General features: G+C 70.3%; 21 protein-coding genes and 2 tRNA genes. 20 read left to right on the forward strand and 3 right to left on the reverse strand.

Annotated features, from left to right (window positions below; genetic code table 11):
* Positions 1 to 4: 4 nt before the first annotated feature.
* From ACWDR4_RS29480 to ACWDR4_RS29505, 6 genes are all read left to right on the forward strand, one after another.
* Positions 5 to 1,741, forward strand: a complete 1,737-nt coding sequence (locus ACWDR4_RS29480) for an LCP family protein (protein ID WP_450413136.1) — start codon at positions 5 to 7, stop codon at positions 1,739 to 1,741.
* 139 nt (positions 1,742 to 1,880) lie between these two features.
* Positions 1,881 to 2,324 carry a ribosome silencing factor gene (rsfS, locus tag ACWDR4_RS29485; protein WP_369035937.1) on the forward strand — a complete coding sequence of 148 codons (444 nt, stop codon included), beginning with the start codon at positions 1,881 to 1,883 and terminating at the stop codon, positions 2,322 to 2,324.
* Entirely contained in the window at positions 2,321 to 2,995 is a 675-nt protein-coding gene (locus ACWDR4_RS29490; protein WP_450413137.1) for a histidine phosphatase family protein, read from the forward strand. The genes rsfS and ACWDR4_RS29490 overlap by 4 nt, the downstream gene beginning before the upstream one ends.
* Positions 2,996 to 3,099: 104 nt before the next feature.
* Positions 3,100 to 3,172, forward strand: a tRNA-Ala gene (locus ACWDR4_RS29495).
* A gap of 434 nt (positions 3,173 to 3,606) precedes the next feature.
* Entirely contained in the window at positions 3,607 to 3,840 is a 234-nt protein-coding gene (locus ACWDR4_RS29500; protein ID WP_044472114.1) for a hypothetical protein, read from the forward strand.
* Between the two features lie 81 nt (positions 3,841 to 3,921).
* A tRNA-Ala gene (locus ACWDR4_RS29505) sits at positions 3,922 to 3,994 on the forward strand.
* Between the two features lie 132 nt (positions 3,995 to 4,126).
* Here ACWDR4_RS29505 and ACWDR4_RS29510 read toward each other — a convergent pair.
* Together ACWDR4_RS29510 and ACWDR4_RS29515 are read right to left on the reverse strand one after the other, a co-directional pair.
* Positions 4,127 to 5,746, reverse strand: a complete 1,620-nt coding sequence (locus tag ACWDR4_RS29510) for an NADH-ubiquinone oxidoreductase-F iron-sulfur binding region domain-containing protein (protein ID WP_450413138.1) — start codon at positions 5,744 to 5,746, stop codon at positions 4,127 to 4,129.
* Positions 5,743 to 7,056: a cytochrome b/b6 domain-containing protein gene (locus tag ACWDR4_RS29515; RefSeq protein WP_450413139.1), complete on the reverse strand. Its 1,314-nt coding sequence runs from the start codon at positions 7,054 to 7,056 to the stop codon at positions 5,743 to 5,745. Before ACWDR4_RS29515 ends, ACWDR4_RS29510 begins: the two co-directional genes overlap by 4 nt.
* Positions 7,057 to 7,525: 469 nt before the next feature.
* Here ACWDR4_RS29515 and leuS point away from each other — a divergent pair, with 469 nt between their 5' ends.
* The 5 genes from leuS (at position 7,526) to ACWDR4_RS29540 (ending at position 15,186) form a co-directional block, all read left to right on the forward strand.
* The gene (gene leuS, locus ACWDR4_RS29520) at positions 7,526 to 10,408 is read left to right on the forward strand and encodes a leucine--tRNA ligase (protein ID WP_450413140.1); all 2,883 of its coding nucleotides are present in this window, start codon (positions 7,526 to 7,528) and stop codon (positions 10,406 to 10,408) included.
* A gap of 162 nt (positions 10,409 to 10,570) precedes the next feature.
* The gene (locus ACWDR4_RS29525) at positions 10,571 to 11,332 is read left to right on the forward strand and encodes a hypothetical protein (RefSeq protein WP_450413141.1); all 762 of its coding nucleotides are present in this window, start codon (positions 10,571 to 10,573) and stop codon (positions 11,330 to 11,332) included.
* An 81-nt stretch (positions 11,333 to 11,413) separates the two neighbouring features.
* Positions 11,414 to 12,259 (forward strand): DegV family protein, encoded by an 846-nt coding sequence (locus ACWDR4_RS29530; RefSeq protein WP_450413142.1) that lies wholly within the window; start codon positions 11,414 to 11,416, stop codon positions 12,257 to 12,259.
* A 160-nt stretch (positions 12,260 to 12,419) separates the two neighbouring features.
* Positions 12,420 to 13,652 (forward strand): helix-hairpin-helix domain-containing protein, encoded by a 1,233-nt coding sequence (locus ACWDR4_RS29535; protein WP_450413143.1) that lies wholly within the window; start codon positions 12,420 to 12,422, stop codon positions 13,650 to 13,652.
* A gap of 10 nt (positions 13,653 to 13,662) precedes the next feature.
* Positions 13,663 to 15,186 carry a recombinase family protein gene (locus ACWDR4_RS29540; protein ID WP_450413144.1) on the forward strand — a complete coding sequence of 508 codons (1,524 nt, stop codon included), beginning with the start codon at positions 13,663 to 13,665 and terminating at the stop codon, positions 15,184 to 15,186.
* A gap of 38 nt (positions 15,187 to 15,224) precedes the next feature.
* Here the strand turns inward: ACWDR4_RS29540 and ACWDR4_RS29545 are convergent, their stop codons facing one another.
* Positions 15,225 to 15,821 carry a hypothetical protein gene (locus ACWDR4_RS29545; RefSeq protein WP_450413145.1) on the reverse strand — a complete coding sequence of 199 codons (597 nt, stop codon included), beginning with the start codon at positions 15,819 to 15,821 and terminating at the stop codon, positions 15,225 to 15,227.
* Positions 15,822 to 15,913: 92 nt separating this feature from the next.
* Between ACWDR4_RS29545 and ACWDR4_RS29550 the strand changes: the two genes are divergently transcribed.
* The 9 genes from ACWDR4_RS29550 (at position 15,914) to ACWDR4_RS29590 (ending at position 20,172) form a co-directional block, all read left to right on the forward strand.
* Positions 15,914 to 16,153: a helix-turn-helix transcriptional regulator gene (locus ACWDR4_RS29550; RefSeq protein ID WP_450413146.1), complete on the forward strand. Its 240-nt coding sequence runs from the start codon at positions 15,914 to 15,916 to the stop codon at positions 16,151 to 16,153.
* Positions 16,150 to 16,332, forward strand: coding sequence for a hypothetical protein (locus ACWDR4_RS29555; protein WP_450413147.1), 183 nt, complete (start codon positions 16,150 to 16,152; stop codon positions 16,330 to 16,332). The genes ACWDR4_RS29550 and ACWDR4_RS29555 overlap by 4 nt, the downstream gene beginning before the upstream one ends.
* Before the next feature lie 50 nt (positions 16,333 to 16,382).
* Entirely contained in the window at positions 16,383 to 16,682 is a 300-nt protein-coding gene (locus ACWDR4_RS29560) for a hypothetical protein (RefSeq protein WP_450413148.1), read from the forward strand.
* Between the two features lie 76 nt (positions 16,683 to 16,758).
* Positions 16,759 to 17,718, forward strand: a complete 960-nt coding sequence (locus ACWDR4_RS29565; protein ID WP_450413149.1) for a hypothetical protein — start codon at positions 16,759 to 16,761, stop codon at positions 17,716 to 17,718.
* A gap of 8 nt (positions 17,719 to 17,726) precedes the next feature.
* Positions 17,727 to 18,011 carry a hypothetical protein gene (locus ACWDR4_RS29570; RefSeq protein ID WP_450413150.1) on the forward strand — a complete coding sequence of 95 codons (285 nt, stop codon included), beginning with the start codon at positions 17,727 to 17,729 and terminating at the stop codon, positions 18,009 to 18,011.
* A gap of 129 nt (positions 18,012 to 18,140) precedes the next feature.
* Complete coding sequence (locus ACWDR4_RS29575; protein WP_450413151.1) at positions 18,141 to 18,455, forward strand: hypothetical protein; 315 nt, start codon at positions 18,141 to 18,143, stop codon at positions 18,453 to 18,455.
* A gap of 496 nt (positions 18,456 to 18,951) precedes the next feature.
* Complete coding sequence (locus ACWDR4_RS29580; RefSeq protein ID WP_450413152.1) at positions 18,952 to 19,233, forward strand: hypothetical protein; 282 nt, start codon at positions 18,952 to 18,954, stop codon at positions 19,231 to 19,233.
* Between the two features lie 11 nt (positions 19,234 to 19,244).
* Positions 19,245 to 19,487: a hypothetical protein gene (locus ACWDR4_RS29585; protein WP_450413153.1), complete on the forward strand. Its 243-nt coding sequence runs from the start codon at positions 19,245 to 19,247 to the stop codon at positions 19,485 to 19,487.
* Positions 19,480 to 20,172 (forward strand): hypothetical protein, encoded by a 693-nt coding sequence (locus ACWDR4_RS29590; protein WP_450413154.1) that lies wholly within the window; start codon positions 19,480 to 19,482, stop codon positions 20,170 to 20,172. The genes ACWDR4_RS29585 and ACWDR4_RS29590 overlap by 8 nt, the downstream gene beginning before the upstream one ends.
* Positions 20,173 to 20,175: the final 3 nt, after the last annotated feature.

Here is a 20,175-nt window from a genome sequence, read left to right on the forward strand (position 1 = left end):
ACCGGTGAACGACCGATACGACTCGGGGTACGACGGCGAGCAGCAGTACGAGATCGTCGGCTACGACGACTACGGCCGGCCTGTGTACCAGCCGGTGCCGCAGCAGGGGTACCCGCAACAGTCACAGCCAGGGCAGCAGTCGTACGACCCTTACGGGCAGCAGGCCCCCCAGGCACCTCCGGCCCAGGGGTACGAGGGGTACGGCTACGACCCGTACGCGACCGGGCAGCAGCAGCCCGCCCCCTCGTACGACCCCTACGGCACCGGCAACCCGGCCACCGGGTACGACCCCTACGGGCAGCCGGCGAGCAGTGGGCAGCAGCCCCGGGTCGCCGAGCAGACGGCGCCCGCCGCCCCGACGGCACGCACCGCGCAGGCCGAGCAGACCGCCTTCGTACCGCAGCAGGGCGGGCCGCCCCCCGAGGGCGGTGCTCCGAAGGCGCAGGAGCCCGCAGGCGAACGCGACTACAGCACCCAGCAGTTCGCCTTCGTCGAGCAGCCCGACGGTGACTCCGAGGACGTCATCGACTGGCTGAACTTCACCGAGAACCGCACCGAGCGCCGCGAGGAGGCCAAACGCCGCGCGCGGGGCCGTGCCATCGCCCTGGTCGTCGTCCTCGCCCTGGTGGCGGTGGGCGGGGCCGGCTACCTCTGGTACGCGGGGAAGCTGCCCGGCGCGTCCTCCTCCTCGGACACGAAGGCCGGCGGTGCGACCAGCGCGGCGGCCCAGAAGCGGGACGTCGTCGTGGTCCATCTGCACAACACCAAGAAGGGCGGCACCTCCACGGTGCTGCTCGTCGACAACGCCACCACCAAGCAGGGCACCACCGTCCTGCTGCCCAACTCCCTCGCCCTGACCGGCGACGACGGCTCCACGACCACCCTCGCCAAGTCCGTCGACGACGACGGCTCCTCCGGGACCCGCGACGCGCTCGACACCGTCCTCGGCACCGACATCGAGGGCACCTGGCGGCTCGACACCCCCTACCTGCAGAACCTCGTCGAGCTGGTCGGCAACATCGACATCGACACCAACGCGAACGTGCCCGACCCGGACGCCACGAAGAAGGGCACGGCGCCCCTGGTGAAGAAGGGCGAGGACCAGACCCTCAGCGGCAAGATGGCCGTCGCCTACGCCACCTACCTCGCCTCGGGCGAGGCCCAGGACGCCCAGCTGGAGCGGTTCGGGCAGGTCATGCAGGGCGTGCTGCGCAAGCTGTCCTCCGACGCCCAGGCCGCGACCGTCACCGTGCAGACGCTGGCCCAGATCCTCGACCCCTCGCTCACCGACAAGGACCTCGGCAGCTTCCTCGCGCGGCTCGCCGAACTCGCCAAGGGCGGCGACTACAAGACCTCGCTGCTGCCCGTCCAGGGCGACGGCACGCTGAGCGCCCAGGCCAGCGCCTCCGTCGTCAAAACGGTGCTCGGCGGTACCGCCAAGAGCCCCGACAAGGACGCCGCGGTCCGCGTCTCCGTCCAGAACGCCACCGGCGACAAGGACGACACCGAGAAGGCCCGAGTCGTCCTCCTCAACGGCGGCTTCACCTTCCTGGAGGCCGGTACGGCCGACACCGCCCGCGCCACCTCCCAGGTCCTCTACTCCGACGCCGCCGACAAGGAGAACGCCACCGAGGCCGCCAAGACGCTGGGTCTGCCCACCAGCTCGGTGAAGAAGGGCACGGTCGGCTCGAACGCGGACGTCTCCGTGATCCTCGGCCAGGACTACGAGCCCTCGACGTGACGGGGCGGCGGAGCGCGTACCCCGGGCCCCGAGCGGGCGCCCGGGGTGCGATCCGGTAATGACGTGGGGTGGTGTCGGCGGTCCGTGAGACCCTTGGGGGACCCGTACGGGTCCCTGACCGCCGACCGAAAGCCTTGTAGTGACCGCCACTGACCGTTCCATCGAGCTCATCACCGCCGCCGCGCAGGCGGCAGCCGACAAGCTCGCGCACGACATCATCGCCTACGACGTCAGCGACGTGCTGTCGATCACGGACGCCTTCCTGCTGGCCTCCGCACCCAACGACCGTCAGGTCAAGTCGATCGTCGACGAGATCGAGGAGCGGCTCAGCAAGGAACTCGGCACCAAGCCGGTCCGCCGCGAGGGCGACCGCGAGGCCCGCTGGGTGCTCCTGGACTACGTCGACATCGTCGTCCACGTCCAGCACAGCGAGGAGCGCGTCTTCTACGCCCTGGAGCGCCTCTGGAAGGACTGCCCCGAACTGGAGCTGCCCGCCGACGCGAAGGCCACCCGGGGCAAGGCCGCCGAGCACGCCAAGCTGCAGGCCGAGGAGGACACCGCCGACTTCGGAGGGCTGCGGTGACCGCCCCCGCGCCCATCGGGACCCGCCGCAAGCCCGGCCCTGGCCGCCGCCTCATCCTGTGGCGCCACGGTCAGACGTCGTGGAACGTGGAGCGGCGCTTCCAGGGCACCACGGACGTCCCGCTCACCGAGACCGGCATCGGCCAGGCCCGCCGCGCCGCCCGGCTGCTCGCCTCCCTGAAGCCCGACGCGATCGTCGCCTCGGACCTCCGGCGCGCGGCGAACACCGCGGGCGAACTCGCCGAACTCACCGGCCTCACGGTGACGCACGACGAGGGCCTGCGCGAGACCTACGCGGGCGTCTGGCAGGGCCTGACGCACGACGAGATCATCTCCCGCCACGGCGACGAGTACGCCGCGTGGAAGCGCGGTGAGCCGATCCGCCGTGGCGGCGGTGAGCTGGAGACCGAGGTCGCCGACCGCGCCGCCCCCGTGGTGCTGCGGCACGCCGAGAAACTGCCCGAGCAGGGCACCCTTGTGGTGGTCAGCCACGGCGGCACCATCCGGACCACCATTGGGCGCCTGCTCGGCCTGGAGTCCCACCATTGGGAGAGCCTCGGCGGTCTCTCCAACTGCTGCTGGTCCGTCCTCGGCGAGGGCGCCCGCGGCTGGCGTCTGCTGGAGCACAACGCCGGCACACTGCCCGAGCCGGTGCTCGGCGACGACGACTGAGCGCCCTTCCCGCACCCCGTCGGGGGCCGGACCCGGATTTCACTTTCCGGCTGGTCGCAGGCTAAAGTTCTTCTTGTTCGCCCCGCCAGGCCGGGAAGAGCAGCGGGGCTATAGCTCAGTTGGTAGAGCGCCTGCATGGCATGCAGGAGGTCAGGAGTTCAATTCTCCTTAGCTCCACAGTAGATGGCTGGTTGATCAAGGTCCCGCCCCCTCCCGGGGGGCGGGATTTTTCGTTCGCCCCGGCTTGAGTCACTTGGGGCCCGGAGGCGTATACCTCTGCGGAGGCTCTTCTTAAGTGCGCGTTCGTGCTGGCCGCGACGGCTGCGGCGGGTGCCGTGTCCGGACTGGTACGAAGGCGTCGCTGACCGTATTGGTCCGGCCGTGGCAGAATCAAACGGCCGGAAGGGGGCGCGGCCCGACGGGAGGGAGTTGCGATGCCTGCGAGCATCCTCAGGGAGGTCGGTCACCTCTCTGAAGCGGCAGTCATACGGGGCAGGAGAACCCGTCTCAGCTGCCCTTCCTGCGGTTCCGGCCACGTCGCCCAGGTGCTCGGTGACAACGGTGGGATTTCCTACGTGTGCACGGCCTGCGGCCACAGCTGGAGCTGATCGATGGGTGCACACAGGAGGAAATGCGACTGGTGCGGCAGTGGTACGCCGATCGTCCGTGACATGGAGCCGGTGAACCACGACTACCAGTACTGGTGCGAGGAATGCGCGCGGGCGCTGATCATAAAAGGCGACCCGATCGAGACCTACCGTGAGCTGGAGGGCGAGCCGATCTACGGTCGGCTCCTGGAGGAGCACTGCACCCTCAAGCGGTTCTACTCGTTCGTCACGGCCTGACCCCGGAAACGATTTGGTGCTGCACCGGGGGGACCGGTAATGTTGGCGTCGCCGCCGGGGAGACCCGGCGGAGCGGTGCGAGGGGCTATAGCTCAGTTGGTAGAGCGCCTGCATGGCATGCAGGAGGTCAGGAGTTCAATTCTCCTTAGCTCCACAGAAGTTGAAGGCGGGTCATCCGATCAGGATGGCCCGCCTTCGGCGTGTGCGAGGCATGGTGCGCGCGGGGGACGTACGACGGCGGGCCACCCGTTCCAAGGGTGGCCCGCCGTCGTACGCGCTACGTGTCTCAGCGACCGCTGCCGAGGGCGCGGCGGCCCCGGCCGCCACGCTGGGACAGGACCGGCAGGCGGTCGGGGGCCGAGGCCCTGGTGTCCTCCTCGATGCGCAGCGCGAGCGCCGGGCAGCGGCGCACCGCGCGCAGCGCCTTCGCCTCCGCGTACCGGGGCACCTTCGCCTGCGCGACGGTGGGGAAGCCGTCGGCGCCCAGTTCGAAGACCTCCGGGAGGATGTCGGCGCACAGACCGTGGCCCCGGCACAGCGTCCAGTCGACGAAGATCTTCTGACGGCTGGGGCCGTTCTCCTCCTCGGCCTGGCCGCCGGTGATGCCCGTGGGCCCCTGGCCGCCCTCGAAGAGCGGCAGAACGCCTTCTACGGGCCTTCCGCAGCCGTTTCCGAGGACGTGGGCGGCGAGGTCGTCAGTGAACGCCTTGATGGTCGATTCCAGGAACATCGCCGAGCCGTCCGGGTGCGAGCAAGCACCGCGCCGCTTCACGGACTTGGCGACCTGCTTGACGGCCTCCAGGGCGGCCGGGCCGCCGCCGTTGAGGATGTCCTCCATGCCGCGCGCCGCGGCGGGCAGACCGAGGTAGCAGGGGCCGCACTGGCCGGCGCTCTCCTCGGCCAGCCACTGGGCCACGCGCAGCGACTCGCCCAGCGGACAGGTGTCCTGGCTGATCGGCAGGATCGCGCCGGCGCCGAGCGCACCGCCCACGGCGTCCAGGGAGTTGCGCGAGACGATCGCCTCATTGACCGTCGCCGCGTCGATCCACTTGCCGTGGTAGCCGCCGGTCAGCACACCCTGCGGGACCGGCGGGGCGCCGGCGAGCTGGAGGACGTACCGCAGCGGTACGCCCGTCGGCACCTCGATCACCATGGGGCGGGCGACCGCGCCGGAGACCGTGAGCATGACGGTGCCCGGCTCGTCGTACAGGCCGGTGTTGCAGTAGCGCTCGGCGCCGATGCGGGCGGCGATCGCGAGCTGGGCGTACGTCTCGGCGTTGGACAGCAGGGTGGGTGCGCCGCCGACGCCGCTCTGCGAGGCGCTGATCTTGCGGCCGGGCGGGACCGCCGGGCCGCCGTCGATGGAACGGATCAGTGAGGCGGCGGCGCCGGTGACCATGCGGATCGGATTGCGCTGCACGCGCGCGCGGAGGGCGGATCGGCGGCCGTTGTTGAGGCCGCGCTCGGCGAGCGCCGCCTCCATGGAGCGCTGGGTGGATTCACGTGTCACCCCGATGACCAGGGTGCGGGCGCCCATGGCCTCCGCACAGAGCAGGGCGCCGTCCAGGATCAGGTGCGGGGCACGGTTGACCAGCACCGTGTCCTTGCGGCAGGCGGGCTCGTCCTCACTCGCGTTGACGACGACGACCGGCCGCACACCGCGGCGGATCGCCGACTCGGCGACCGACCGCAGCTTCTTGTGAAAAGGGAAGCCCGCGCCGCCGCGGCCCTTCAGGGAGATGCGCTCGGCGAGCTGCGCGAGCTGCTCGCCGCCCATCGGTTCGAGTGGCCCATGCACCTTGAGGTGCATGGGCAGGTCAAGTCTCTCGACAAGGTCGAAACCCGACGTGAGCTGGGGAAGTCCGACCACACGGACTTCGGGTACGTCGGGCAGAGCCTCGTTCACTTAAAGCCTCCGGAAGGCGCGTTCCAAGGTTCGCCCGAACCCGGTGCGTCGAAGTCGTAGGAAGCACCGGGGTTTGTATCAGTGGCGGGACCGCTGTTGTACGTGTCATTCGCGTTGTACGTGTCATAGGCGGCATTCGACTCACCGGTGTTGTACACATCACTCGTGCCGTACGGGGCGGCGCCCGGATTGCCATAGGCCGGGATGTTGTATCCGGTGTCGTTCATCGGGTCGTACGCCGACACGGGGGCCTCGCCGACGGGCGGCGGGGACGGGATCGGCCAGCTGCCCGACGTGCTGCCGTCCATGCGCGGGATCGCCTCGGTGGCCTGCATGTCCGCCGGCATCTCCATGCGGGCGGTCTGGTCCATGTACGCGTCCTGCCCGCGCGGGGGCGTCACGGCGCGGTAGGCCGCCGCGAAGCCGTCGTTCGCGGGTTCGGGTGTCATGGTGCGGCTGGCCGGAGCGTCGTAGAGCGGCGTCGATCCGGTGGACGGGTTGCGCTGCGGGGGCACCCCCGAGTCCCCGCGCGCGGGCCTGCCGCCGCCCTGGTTCTCGTAGCCCGGCAGAGCGGACTCGCCGAGGCGGGCCCGGCTCGCGTCCAGGTCCTCGCGGCCCGGCCGCTCCTGGGACCCCAGGATCGCCATGATCTGGGCGGCCACCTTGCGCTTGAACGGGCGGGGTGCCGAGCGCAGGGCCAGGGCGCCCATGACCGCGAGCAGGGACAGGCCGTACAGGATCGTGAAGATCGGCTTCGCCTCGCGTCCCGCGTACAGGCCGTGGACCAGCGCGAAGCACCAGGCCGGGTACGCCAGCATGTGCATCGCGCGCCAGCGGGCCGCGACCGGGGCCGGGGAGGCGAACTGGCTGCGCAGCGCGCCGGTGACGGCCGTGAAGATCATGAGCAGGCCGGCCAGGGACCCGAAGCCGATGAGGCTCCCGGTGCCGGTGACGCCGAGGCTGAACGGGATCAGCGCGGCGACCAGCGGGGCGTGGTCGAGTGCCACTTTGACCGAGATGTGCAGCAGCAGGAAGGCGACCGAGGCAACGGCGGTCGTCCGGTGCACGGCCTGCGCGATCAACCGCTGACGGGTGTTCAGGAACACCCGGTCGGTGGCGACCAGGCCCCAGATCACCGCGGAGGTGAGGGCGACCAGTGACAGCACGCCGGCACCGAAGTTCAGGAAGTCCTGAACCTCGTCACCTCCGACCACCACGATCACGGGTATGAGCAGCAGCACGGCAGCCGTCGCCATCCCATAGGCCGAACGGCCCGTCCTGGGAAGCGAACTGTTACTACGAGGGTTCATGGGGGCAACTCCGAGCGGTTCGGGAAGGCGGTCCCGCGTCGAACTCTAAGTCGAGACATACCGAGGAGTACGAGGTTTGAGTTATTGCGCTGTTACCAAAGGGCTGTGAGGCCGTTGTGATGCCCCATAGGGGTTGTTACGCGAAGTAATTATTGAACCTGGTTCAGGTTTTGCTGTGTGGCGATTCACGTGCCCGTCGGGGCATGAGGAAGATGTGTGGGGGTCCTGTGAGGGCCACCCCGGGTGTGGCACCCGGTGCCACGCGACCCCGGAACTCCGTCGCGGCACGCTCGACGGCTGCGGTACCCTGACGCCATGCGTGCCGTACGCCTTCTGCTTAGCGAGCCGCGCTGATCAGTCCCGACCACTGACGAATCGTGGCCGGCATCAGCGCGGCGTCCCCTCCTGTGCGAGGGGTTTTTTCATTTCCAAGCCGCTGGCAGAGACGATCGATGGAGCTTTGAGGACCATGAGCGAGACGAACCCCGCTGCCCCCGCCGAGGTGGCAGCGCCGCACCGCTACACGGCCGCCATGGCGGCCGACATCGAGGCACGCTGGCAGGACTTCTGGGACGCCGAGGGCACGTACGCCGCCCCCAACCCGAGCGGCGACCTGGCGGGCGACCCCGAGCTGGCCGCCAAGCCCAAGAAGTTCATCATGGACATGTTCCCGTACCCCTCGGGCGCGGGCCTGCACGTCGGCCATCCCCTGGGCTACATCGCGACCGACGTGTTCGCCCGCTTCCAGCGCATGACCGGCCACAACGTCCTGCACACCCTGGGCTTCGACGCCTTCGGCCTGCCCGCCGAGCAGTACGCCGTGCAGACCGGCACGCACCCGCGGGTGTCCACCGAGGCCAACATCGAGAACATGAAGGTCCAGCTGCGCAGGCTGGGTCTGGGCCACGACAGGCGCCGGTCGTTCGCCACCATCGACCCGGACTACTACAAGTGGACCCAGTGGATCTTCCTGCAGATCTTCAACTCCTGGTACGACGAGGAGGCGGACAAGGCCCGCCCGATCGCCGACCTGGTCGCCCAGTTCGAGACCGGCGAGCGCGCCGTACCGGGTGACCACGCGCGCGCGTGGAACCAGCTGACCGCCACCGAGCGCGCCGACATCCTGGGCGAGTACCGCCTGGCGTACGCCTCCGAGGCGCCCGTCAACTGGTGTCCGGGACTGGGCACCGTACTGGCGAACGAGGAGGTCACCGCCGACGGCCGGTCCGAGCGCGGCAACTTCCCCGTGTTCAAGGCCAAGCTGCGCCAGTGGAACATGCGCATCACCGCCTACGCCGACCGGCTGCTGAACGACCTGGACGCGCTGGACTGGCCCGAGGCCATCAAGCTGCAGCAGCGCAACTGGATCGGCCGCTCCGAGGGCGCCCACGTCGACTTCCCCGTGGACGGCGAGGCCATCACGGTCTTCACCACCCGCCCCGACACCCTGTTCGGCGCCGGCTACATGGTTCTGGCGCCCGAGCACCCGCTGGTCGAGAAGTTCACCCCGGCCGCCTGGCCCGAGGGCACCCACGACGTCTGGACGGGCGGTCACGCCACGCCCGCCGAGGCCGTCGCCGCCTACCGCGCGCAGGCAGCTTCGAAGTCCGACGTCGAGCGGCAGGCCGAGGCGAAGGACAAGACCGGCGTCTTCATCGGCGCGTACGCGACCAACCCGGTCAACGGCGAGCAGATCCCGGTCTTCATCGCCGACTACGTCCTGATGGGCTACGGCACCGGCGCGATCATGGCCGTACCCTGCGGCGACCAGCGCGACTTCGAGTTCGCGCGCGCCTTCGAGCTGCCGGTCCACTGCATCGTCGAGCCGACCGACGGGCGTGGCACCGACACCTCGACGTGGGAGAACGCCTTCGGGGCGTACGACGCGAAGATCATCAACTCGGCCAATGGTGACATCTCGCTGGACGGCCTGTCCGTCGCCGACGCCAAGGCGCGCATCACCGAGTGGCTGGAGCGCAAGGGCATCGGCCGGGGCACCGTCAACTTCCGGCTGCGCGACTGGCTGTTCAGCCGCCAGCGCTACTGGGGCGAGCCCTTCCCCATCGTCTACGACGAGGACGGCGTCGCCCACTCGCTGCCCGAGTCGATGCTGCCCCTGGAACTGCCCGAGGTCGAGGACTACTCGCCGCGGACCTTCGACCCGGACGACGCGAACACCGAGCCCGAGACGCCGCTGTCGCGCAACGCGGACTGGGTCAACGTCACCCTGGACCTGGGTGACGGCCGGGGCCCGCGGAAGTACCGCCGCGAGACCAACACCATGCCCAACTGGGCCGGTTCCTGCTGGTACGAACTGCGCTACCTGGACCCGCACAACAGCGAGAAGCTGGTCGACCCGGCCATCGAGCAGTACTGGATGGGCCCGCGCGCGGGTCAGCCGCACGGCGGTGTCGACCTGTACGTCGGCGGCGCCGAGCACGCCGTGCTGCACCTGCTGTACGCGCGCTTCTGGTCCAAGGTGCTGTTCGACCTGGGGCACGTCTCCTCGGTCGAGCCCTTCCACAAGCTGTTCAACCAGGGCATGATCCAGGCCTTCGTGTACCGGGACAGCCGTGGCATCGCCGTACCGGCCGCCGAGGTGGAGGAGCGCGACGGCGCGTACTACTACCAGGGCGAGAAGGTCTCCCGGCTGCTGGGCAAGATGGGCAAGTCCCTGAAGAACGCGGTCACTCCGGACGAGATCTGCGCCGAGTACGGGGCGGACACGCTGCGCCTGTACGAGATGGCGATGGGTCCCCTGGACGTGTCGCGGCCGTGGGACACGCGCGCGGTGGTGGGCCAGTACCGGCTGCTGCAGCGGCTGTGGCGCAACGTCGTCGACGAGGACAGCGGCGAGGTCACCGTCGTCGACGCCGAGGCCGACGAGGTGGCACTGCGTGCCCTGCACAAGGCGATCGACGGCGTCCGCCAGGACCTGGAGGGACTGCGGTTCAACACCGCCATCGCCAAGGTCACCGAGCTGAACAACCACCTGACCAAGGCGGGCGGTCCGGTCGCGCGCCCGGTCGCCGAGGCCCTGGTGCTGCTGGTCGCGCCGCTGGCCCCGCACATCGCCGAGGAGCTGTGGCGCAGGCTGGGGCACACCGAGTCGGTCGTCCACCAGGACTTCCCGGTCGCCGACCCCGCGTACGTCGTGGACGAGAGCGTGACCTGCGTCGTACAGATCAAGGGCAAGGTCAAGGCGCGTCTGGAGGTCTCGCCGTCGATCTCCGACGACGAGCTGGAGAAGGCCGCGCTGGGTGACGACAAGGTCGTGGAGGCGCTGGCCGGCGCGGGCATCCGCAAGGTGATCGTGCGGGCGCCGAAGCTGGTCAACATCGTCACGGCGTAGGCGCTGCTGTAGGCGCGGGGGCAGGCGTGGGTGGCCTTTCGGGCCGCTCCGGGTAGTCCCCTACGGGCAGGTTCGGGGTTCTTTTGGAACTCCGGGCCTGCCCTTTGCGTTTACCTTTGAAGAGCGGCTCGGACGGCCGCGACCTGTAGGAGGAGGAGCGTCGTGGAAGCCGCTGTCGCAGTTGTCGCCCTGCTCTTCCTGCTGTTCGTCGTGCTGGGGGTGTACGCCACGGTGAAGGTGATCGGCGCGGCCAAGAGAGGCGTGGACCGGACGATCACGCAGGCCCGCCGCACGGTCGAGGACACCACCCTGCGCGCCAAGTCCTACGCCCAGCTCGGTCCGGCCGGTGAGCTGGCCCAGCTCAGGCTCAAGCTGCGGACGTCGATGCGGTCCACGCAGGACGCGCTGCACGCGGGCGTGGCCGAGGACGAGTCCCTCAAGGAGTCTCTCGGCCTCTTCGAGCGGCTCAGCGCGCACGGCCATGAGCTGGACGCCGACCTCAAGCGGCTGGAGTCCGAGCCCGACCGGACGACGCTCGCCGCGCGCCTGCCCGGCCTGCGCGAGCGCACCGACCAGATCACGCAGGCCGCCGACTCGCTGCGCTGGGCGGCCCGGGACCGGGCGACCCGGTTCGCGAACGACGACCTGGACTCCCTGAGGACACAGATAGACGTCGAGGCGGGCGCCCTGCGGCACTGGACGACGGCCACGGAACCCACGCCGACTCCTACGGCGACTCCTGCGCCCGCGCCGCCGCCCTGGCCCGAGGCCCCGGCAGCCGACGGTGCGGCGGCCCAGCAGACCTGGCCGGACAGCCCCGACGCACGCCGGGCCGCCGAGCAGACCCGGCCCGCGATCACCCCGCCGGTCCAGCAGCCCGTCTACCCCTGGCAGAAGAAACCCCGTCCCGAGAGCACGACTTGACCCGGCGGGCGGGCTCCGGTCCCGTCGCAGGTGAAAGGGGCGGGCTGCCGTCCAGGGGCTACGGCAGGTAACCTCCAGCTCATGTCCCGCCATGTCGCGATCGTCACCGATTCAACGGCCTACCTGCCGCCGCGGACGATGGAGCGTCACGGCATCATCGCGGTGCCGCTGACCGTCGTCATCGGTGACCGGGCCCTCGAAGAGGGCACCGAGATCTCGGCCCGTTCCCTGGCCCAGGCGCTCCAGAAGCGCCGGTCCGTCACCACCTCGCGCCCCAGCCCCCAGCTCTTCGCGGAGACCTACCGCAAGGTCGCCGAGTCCGGCGCCACCGGCATCGTCTCGCTGCACCTCTCCGCCGAGTTCTCGGGCACGTACGACGCCGCCGTGCTGGCGGCCCGTGAGGCGCCGGTGCCCGTGCGGGTGGTGGACACCGGCATGGTCGCGATGGCCCTCGGCTTCTGCGCCCTGGCCGCGGCGGAGACGGCGGAAGCGGGCGGCACGGTGGACGAGGCCGTCACGGCCGCGGAGAAGCGGGCCGCGGGCACGGCCGCGTACTTCTACGTCGACACCCTCGACTATCTGCGCCGCGGCGGCCGGATAGGGGCCGCGCAGGCCCTCCTCGGCTCGGCCCTCGCGGTGAAGCCGCTGCTGCAGCTGGACGGCGGACGCATCGAGCTGATGGAGAAGGTGCGGACTGCCTCCAAGGCCATCGCCCGGCTGGAGGAGATCGTCGCCGACCGGGCGGGCGACGCGCAGGTCGACATCGCCGTTCACCATCTGGCCGCCCCCGACCGGGCATCGGCCCTCGCGGACCGGTTGCGGGTACGGGTGCCGGGGCTGGTCGAGCTGCATGTGAGCGAGGTGGGGGCGGTGATCGGGGCGCATACGGGGCCCGGGTTGTTGGGGGCGGTTGTCTCTCCTCGGTGAGGGATCCCGTCCCGTAGGGCTTCGGTGAGTTGGGGGTCGGGCGGCTCCGGGCCTGGGTGCGGCACTCGTGTGGGTGACGGAGTTATCCACAACCAGCCGGTAATCCACCGGAATTGGGCAAGATCATCGCGGGTGGGGCGGGTTGCTCCATCCTCGGCGCATGGCACTTCGATCACGTTCACACGCGACCACTCCGACCAGCGGCCCGGGTCGCGGCCCGATGTCCGACGGCCGCGTCCGGCACGGCCATCGCCGTCCTCGTGGCCGGGCCCGACAGCGTCAGGCGTCGGCCGACGAGATCCGCCGACGGGCGGAGGTGCTCTTCGGCGAACGGGCTTTGGAACGACGGGAGTTGGGGAACGGGCCGCCGGGTGACGGGCGGGATGCCGGGGAGGTGGACGGTGGGGGAGGGGAGCTGTTCGTCGGGCCGGGGACTGGGCGTGGGGGTTCCGGTGCGGGCGCGGGTGTGGCCGTCGGTAGGGGTGCCGTTGGTGTGGCTGACGCTTCGGGTGGTGGTGTCGGCGCTGACGTTGGTGCGGGTGCGGGTGCGGGTGCGGGTGGCGGTGGCCGTGCCGGTGTCGAGGTCGGCGGTGCCGATGCCGGTGCCGAGGTCGGTGATGTCGGTGTCCGCGGTGCCGGTGCCGGTGCCGGTGTCGAGGTCGGTGGCGGCGGTGCCGTGGGTGGTCGTGATGCCGGGGCTTGGCAGGAGCGGGCCGGGCTTGCGGTGCGGGAGCGGATGCCGGTGTGGTTGCAGGCGCGGTGCGGTCTGGAGCGGCGGAGCGTGGTGGCGCTCACGGTCGTGCTGGTCGCCGCCGCGGTGCTCGCCGGACAGCACTTCTGGACGGGGCGTACCCAGCCCGTTCGAGCGCCGGAGGTGGTTCGGGCGGCGGCTCCGTTCGGGGCGGCGCGGGCGGATGCGGCGGCCTCTCCCCGGGGTGTCGTGGGTGGAGTGGCCGGGGCCCAGATCGTGGTGGACGTCAGCGGCAAGGTGCGCGAGCCGGGGGTTCATCGGCTGCCGGCCGGGTCCAGGGTCGCCGATGCCTTGCGGGCCGCGGGTGGGGTGCGTCCGGGTACGAAGACCGAGGGGCTCAACCGGGCGCGGTTCCTTGTGGACGGCGAACAGGTGGTGGTCGGCGGAGCGGTGCCCGTACCGGGGGTGGTCGTGGGTGGTGCGGTCGGCTCGGGTGCGGTGGCAGTGGGTGGGGCGGGGGCCGGACCGGCGGCGCCTGTTTCGTTGAACACGGCGACCGTGGACCAGCTCGACACCTTGCCGGGGGTCGGCCCTGTGCTGGCGCAGCACATCATCGACTACCGCACCCAGCACGGCGGATACCGGTCCGTGGACGAACTGCGTGAGGTGAACGGCATCGGCGATCCTACATGTCGAAGGTAACCTATGGGACATGACTCCACAACGGGCCGTGCTCCTGCTCCGCATCAGCTACCGCAAGGCAGTTGAAGAGGCCGAAGGCGAGGATGCCGAGGCCGCCAAGCAGCGCGTACAGGCACTGTCCAAGGGCATCGGCAGGCAGGAAGAGGACGGCCGCGCCCTCGCGGCCCGGCTCGGCTGGACGATCGTCAAGGTCATCCCCGAGGACGACACCTCCGCCTTCAAGCGCCGCCGAATCAAGCTTCCCGACGGTTCGACCGCGCTCCGTACGGTTCGGCCCGGCTTCCGTACCGCTCTCGATGGGCTCGCTTCGGGAGAATGGGACGGGCTGATCGCCGACGACCTGGACCGCGTCGCCCGCGACCCGCGCGACCTCGAAGACCTGATCGATGTGGTGGAGTCCTGCCGGCCCCGCATCCCCGTGGAGTCCGTGACTGGCTCCCTGCGGCTCGCCAACGATGCCGATATCACCGTGGCCCGCATCATGTGCGCCGTGGCCAACAAGAGTTCCCGAGACACCGCCCGCCGAGTCACGCGCAAGCACGAGGAGTTGGCCGCCGAGGGCAAGCCGCCCGGCGGTGGATACCGCGGCTACGGCTTCACTGCGGCCGGCCACGAGCCCATCGAGGACGAGGCGAAGATCCTGCGCGAGATCGCCGCGCGGATCCTCGGAGACTGGGACGGCTGGACGGACGAGCAGCGTGAGCGGATCGATCCCGAGCTGGGGGAGTCGCTCAACTCCATCGCCGCGGACCTACGGGGCAGGGGCGTGCCCACCGTGACCGGCGCCCCATGGTCGGACCGCTCCGTCCGCTCGGTCGTCTCCAAGCCGTCCGTGGCCGGACTGCGCGAGTACAAGCGGGAGATCGTCGGCAAGGCCGTATGGAAACCGATCGTGCCCGAAGAGCGCTGGGAGCAAGTACGGGCGCGACTCGTAGGCCGGCACCGGTCGGTGGATCTCACGCTGCAACGGTGGCTTACCGGGGTGCTGCGCTGCTCGAAGTGCGGGCTGATGCTGCACGGCTGGTCTGGGATCAACGGCAAGCGCTACTGGTGCGCGACGCCGAACGGCGGCTGCGGAAAGATCACGGTTAAGGCCGCGTTCGCCGAGGACGAGGTGGAGCGTCAGATCCTCGAACTCCTTGGTCAGTCGCAGGTGTTGCAGCGGCTCCGTACGGTCGCCGACACCGAGGTGACCGACGAGGCCCGCGCAGAGCTGGCGGAGGACGAGCAGCAGCTGAAGCTGATGGCTGGCATGTTCGCCCGACGGGAGATCACGTTTCTGGAGTACCGCGAGGGACGGGGGATCATTGAGGCCCGGATCAAGGAGTCACGGGCGCTGCTCACGTCGCGTGCGCCCATGGTGCTGCGTCGACTGCTTGCCGTCGATGATGTTGCCGCAGGGTGGGCGGAGTTGTCCCCGGTCGACAAGCGGGAAGTCGTCTTGGCCCTGGTGCCGGGATACGACGTGTTGCCGCACGACCGAAGTATGGGTAACCGGTTCGACCCTGGCCGCCTGGTGCCGATCGAGGCCTGACGCGCTGCGGCCCCTCCTCGACTCAGGAAGGGGCCGTTCTACTTCTCGGCCTGGAGGCGCGGCCCCGGTTCGGCGCCGGCGCGGCCTTTCACGCTCGGGCCGAGCCAGCCGTCTGCGCGGGCCCGGGTGAGCCACGTCCGGATGGTGCCCTTGGGACGCTCGAACTCGGTGGCGAGGCGTTGCAGTGCTCCTGCGGGGCGGTCTGGGGCGGTCTCTCGCAGATACGACACGGCTACCTGCCGCAGCAGGTCGTCAGAAAGAGCTGCACGGCCGCCCCTGCGCGGTGCTCGCTCGGGTTGTGGTGCTTGCGGCTCGACTGGTGTGAGGAGCGCGACATCGGCCCGTACGTGGTTGAGGATCACGCCGACCGGCACCTTGCGCAGCATGTTGCCGGTGACGCCGCTCAGCGCTGACGAGCCCGCTCGTACCTCCAGAGTGCTGAGTACGAGGCCGCTCGGGGAGCGGGTAGCGGTGCCCTGCGCCGACCATTCGCCGCCGCTGACCGGCTCAGAGGTGAAGCGGTACAGGTCCGGATCACCGGTGGGCTGCACCTTCGTGGCCAGCTGTGGAGTGGGGTCATACGCGGTGCCGAGCTGCACCACCTTGCCCTGCGGGGGCTTCTCGCTATTCGTCACGCCCTGATGGTCTCAATGCCCATACAGCAAGTCAACAACGCAGCTTGCAGACATGCTTGACAAGCAAGTCGGCAGGCGTGCAAGCTACCGACATGACCTCAACGGTTGCGGAGAAAATCCGCTCCCTCCGAAACGTGCGCCCGGAGCTTCCGGCGCCTGCCGTGCGGAAGGCAATCCGCGAAGCGGCGGGCCTGACACAGGCTCAGGTCGCCTCCGCTGTCGGCGTCACGGCACAGGCGGTTGCCCTGTGGGAGTCCGGACGCCGGACGCCCCGGGGCCCGCTACTCGGCCAGTACGCCGAGGCTGTCCGGACCATGCAGGAGCTGACGTGAGTCGCCCGCAGCGCACCCTCGCCGACGTCTACCGCGACCGACCGCTGACAGACGCGCAGTGCCGGCGAATCGTCGCCCTGCTCGGCCTGGCTCAGCCGCGCCCCCGCCGGAACGACAACGGCGCCACGGAGACAACCGTGACGCCGTCGATCGAGACCACCCACCAGCAAGCCAGCTGAAAACGCGAACGGCCGGGGGGCAACCCGGCCGACGCAGAAGGAGCTCTCAAATGCAGCGTACGACTCTTCCCCGTATGACGGCTACCGCGCCCACCGGACGCTTGCCGTTCGCCGTCCAGGCCGCCGCCGTGAGCGACCGCGTCGACCAGCCGGCCACCGTGAGCAAGTGGACGGCCCTGGGCGCCGACACCCCCCAGGAAGCAGCCTTCAGCGTCGCCCTGGACGCGATCGCCGCCGTCTTCGCCGTGTCGACCGACCCCGACGGCGACTGGCAGGCGCTGCGTAACGCGGTCAGCCTCTACGCCCACCGCGACGCCATCACCGGCGAAAAGTGGGCGCCCCGCCCGTGACCGACCAGTACGACACCGAAGCCCCCAGCCCCGTGCTGGGGGCCTCCGGAGTACCCGCACCAACGAGGGGCGCCTGATGCCTGGCCGATTCGAGTACGAGCGCGCGATCCGGCGCAGCGACCTGCCGCCGCCTTCGCGCCACCTCGCGCTCACGATCGCCACCTGGGCGGACATGAACACCGGGATCATCCCTGACCGGTTCCAGCCGTCCTTGGGCACGCTCGAAGCGGCAACAGGGATGGGGCGTAAGACCGTGCGGACGCATCTCGACGTCCTCGAAGAGAGGGAGTGGCTGGAGCGCCACCGTCCCGACAAGGTGAAGGCCCGCACGGAGCACGCCCGCACCCGCTACGTCCTGATCATCCCGGACGGGGCTAGGGGCGGAGAGACCCTAGGGCTAGGGGCAGAGGAACCCCAGCCTGAGGGCGGAGAGACCCTAGGCAAGGGGCGCACAGCCCCTAGGGCTAGGGGCGGAGAGCCCCCCAAGAGTCCCTCCCAGTCCCAGAAGTCCCCTGAAGTGTTGTCGGCAGATGAAGGGGTAGCCACGGCTACCCCTCGCTCAGAAACCGAGAACCAAGACGAGGTCGTCCAGGGAGAGATCGTCGACGACGCCGACGCGCCCGTCACTGCACAGACGATCGTCGGTGAGTGGCTGGAGCGCTGCGCCAAGCGACCGCCATCCCGCGTCATCGGCCAAGTCGCCAAGCAGATCAAAACGCTCCTCGACGAGAACATCGACGCCGACGACATCCGCCGCGGCCTCGCCGCCTGGATGGTCAAGGGCTACGCCCCCGGCGCCATCCCCACCTTCGTCAACGAGGCCATGAACGCCTCACCCCCGGCCCGCGCAACCCCTTCCGCAAGCACTGGCCCGGGCTACGACCCAGCGACCGGCACCACCGTCTTCGACCGCGCCCGCGCCCGCGCTGCTGCCCGCCAGCAAACCGGCCGCGAAGGCCTCTTCGAGCGCGCCATGGAACGCGCCAAGGCCCGCGACGAGGCCCGTGAAAACGGCGAACAAGCCCCCTCCTTGTAGGAGCCCGTATGAACCTCAGCCCCGGCAGCATCGTCAGCTTCACACCCGCTCAGCCCGGCACCACCCTCGAACTCCTCGGCCTCGACGACCCCTGGGCCGTCACGTGCTTCCCGGTCGTCGGATGGGCCGTCGTCATCAGCAGCACCAACGGCGACGTCGCCACGACCACGCTCGTTCCCGCCTACCTGAACGGCGGGGTGCACATCCTCAGCACCTACCCCGACCCCGAGCACCACCACCGCATCCTCCTGCCCGCACCCGAAGCCAGCTACGACGCCCCCGCAGACCAGTAGTCCAACCCCGAACAACCACCCCAGGGAACCGGTCCCGCTCAGGAACCGGAACCGGTTCCCCCCTGGTTCCTTGACGACGCGCGGACATACCCGGGCGCGTTCCTACCCCCTCGTACCCCGGAGCCCCGTATGCCCGACCAGCCCCTCCCCACCGCCCCGCTGGCCCGTCGTCGTGGCTATCCCGGCCGCGCGCTCCTCGATGCCGCGCAGGTCCGTCTCCGCGCGCAGCTGGCCCGTCTTGGCCGTGATGACGACACCGTGGAAGTGGCCGGCACTCTTGCCATCCAGGCCGCCGCCGCGCTGGACGAGGTCACCGCGGCTGCACTGAAGGCTGAGGAGCAGTCACCGCGCATGCAGGCACGGCTGACGCGCGACCAGCGCCGCCTGGACGCCAGCCTGCGCCGTGTCGGCATCGCCCCGGAGCGCGGTCGTGACGGCGCCTGAGCAGCTGCTCGCCGCCGACGGCTCCGTACGCGTACCCGCCCGCACCGCAGCCCGCCTCTTCAGCATCCTGTGGCGCCACTGCAAAGCCGAGGAACGCGACCACGGCGCCGCACTCACCCCCGAGATGCACGCCCTACTGATTGCCCTACATCGCGCCGCCTCGGGTGCCACAGGAGCCCCTACTTCCTCCGAAGGAAGCACCGTCGGCGAATCCGAGATCTTGGGAGCGCACGAGGTCGCCGACCAACTCGGATGCACGAGACGGTGGGCCACGGAACTACTCAGCTCCGGCCGCATCAAGTCCTCCAGGGCCGGCCGGCCCTGGGTAACCACCCAACGCGACCTCGACCACTACCGATTCGAGGAGACACGCGATGGCGAAGGGCAAGGCACGAGTCAAAGCCGCGAAGGCCACGATCTCGCAGCAGCACCGCAAGACCGGAACACCACCAGGACCTGACCGCCGCCCGTCCACACAGCGCCCCGGACGGCCCGCATGAAGATCACCTCAGCGAACCTCGCCCGAAGCGCGGACGGCCCCTTCCAGACAGACGGCGGACCCGACACCCCCTGGTTCGTCGCAGGCGTCGCCTACACCGACGTACCGGCCTACATCGACTACTTCACCAAGAACAACTACACGGTCGAGGCCGGCAGTCCCGACGCCCCGTACCTCGCCGCCGTCGCCAAGCTCAAGGACCAGGCCATCCGCACCGCCACCCACTCATCCGTCGCCAGCGACGCGGCCGACCCCAACCGCCGCAACTACTTCCGGTGACAGGGGGCGACATGGGATCTCAAGACCAGCACCGCAGCACCGACCTGTTCGGCGCGGTCGCCGCCGACTTCGCCGCCAAGCAGCAGGCCCGCAACGCGGCCACCGCACCCGAACGCGAGGCCCGCGACAAGCAGTTGAAGGCCGACGCCGCCTTGCACGGCACCGCCGGCTGGGAGGCACTCTCCCCCTACCGCCGCGAGATGGTGTCCGCGTGGGCCGCTCAGCAGGCACGGGGAGGTGCCGACGATGCCTGACACCCTCACCCTCACCCCCGCCCAGGCCCGCGAGCAGCTGACCACCGCCCGCGCAGAGGCCGACGAAGCCGCAGCCCTGATCGACGTACTCGCCGAACGCGTACGCTCCGGCGACACCGAGATCACCGCCGACCAGATGGCGAGCCAGAAGCAGCTCGCCGAACTCGCCGGACTGCGCGTCACGGCCGCCGAGCGGAAGCTGAAGGCAGCCCAGGCCGCAGACCTCGACGCCCGCGCCCGGGCCACGAGCGACCGCATCCACGCCCTGGTGAAGGCAGACTCTGCCGACCCGATCGCGACCGCTGTACGGGCCGTCATCGGCTCCGTTCAGGCCCTCGTCACCGCCGCTGCCGACCGGCACACCACGATCCGCGACGTCTCCACCGAGGGCGTACGGATCAACGAGGAACTCGGACGCAGCGACAACAACCCGTGGCCGTCCCGCGCCTACGACTTCGTGGCGCAGGACCACCCGAGCGCGAGTGTCGCAGCGGTCGGTGTCGGCCGGGCCGAAGCCGTACCCGCACACCGCCTCCTGGCCGTCGCGCTCGCCCAAGCCCTCGGAGACCAGGGCGGCATGCGCTCCCAGCTGGCGCGGGAACTGGCGGGCACCCGCGAGGGCTTCGCGCACACCGCGGGGCTCATCCCGGGCCTGGTCGACGCGTTGCAGGACAGCGAGGGCTGACCC

The organism is Streptomyces sp. NPDC000878, assembly GCF_053599695.1.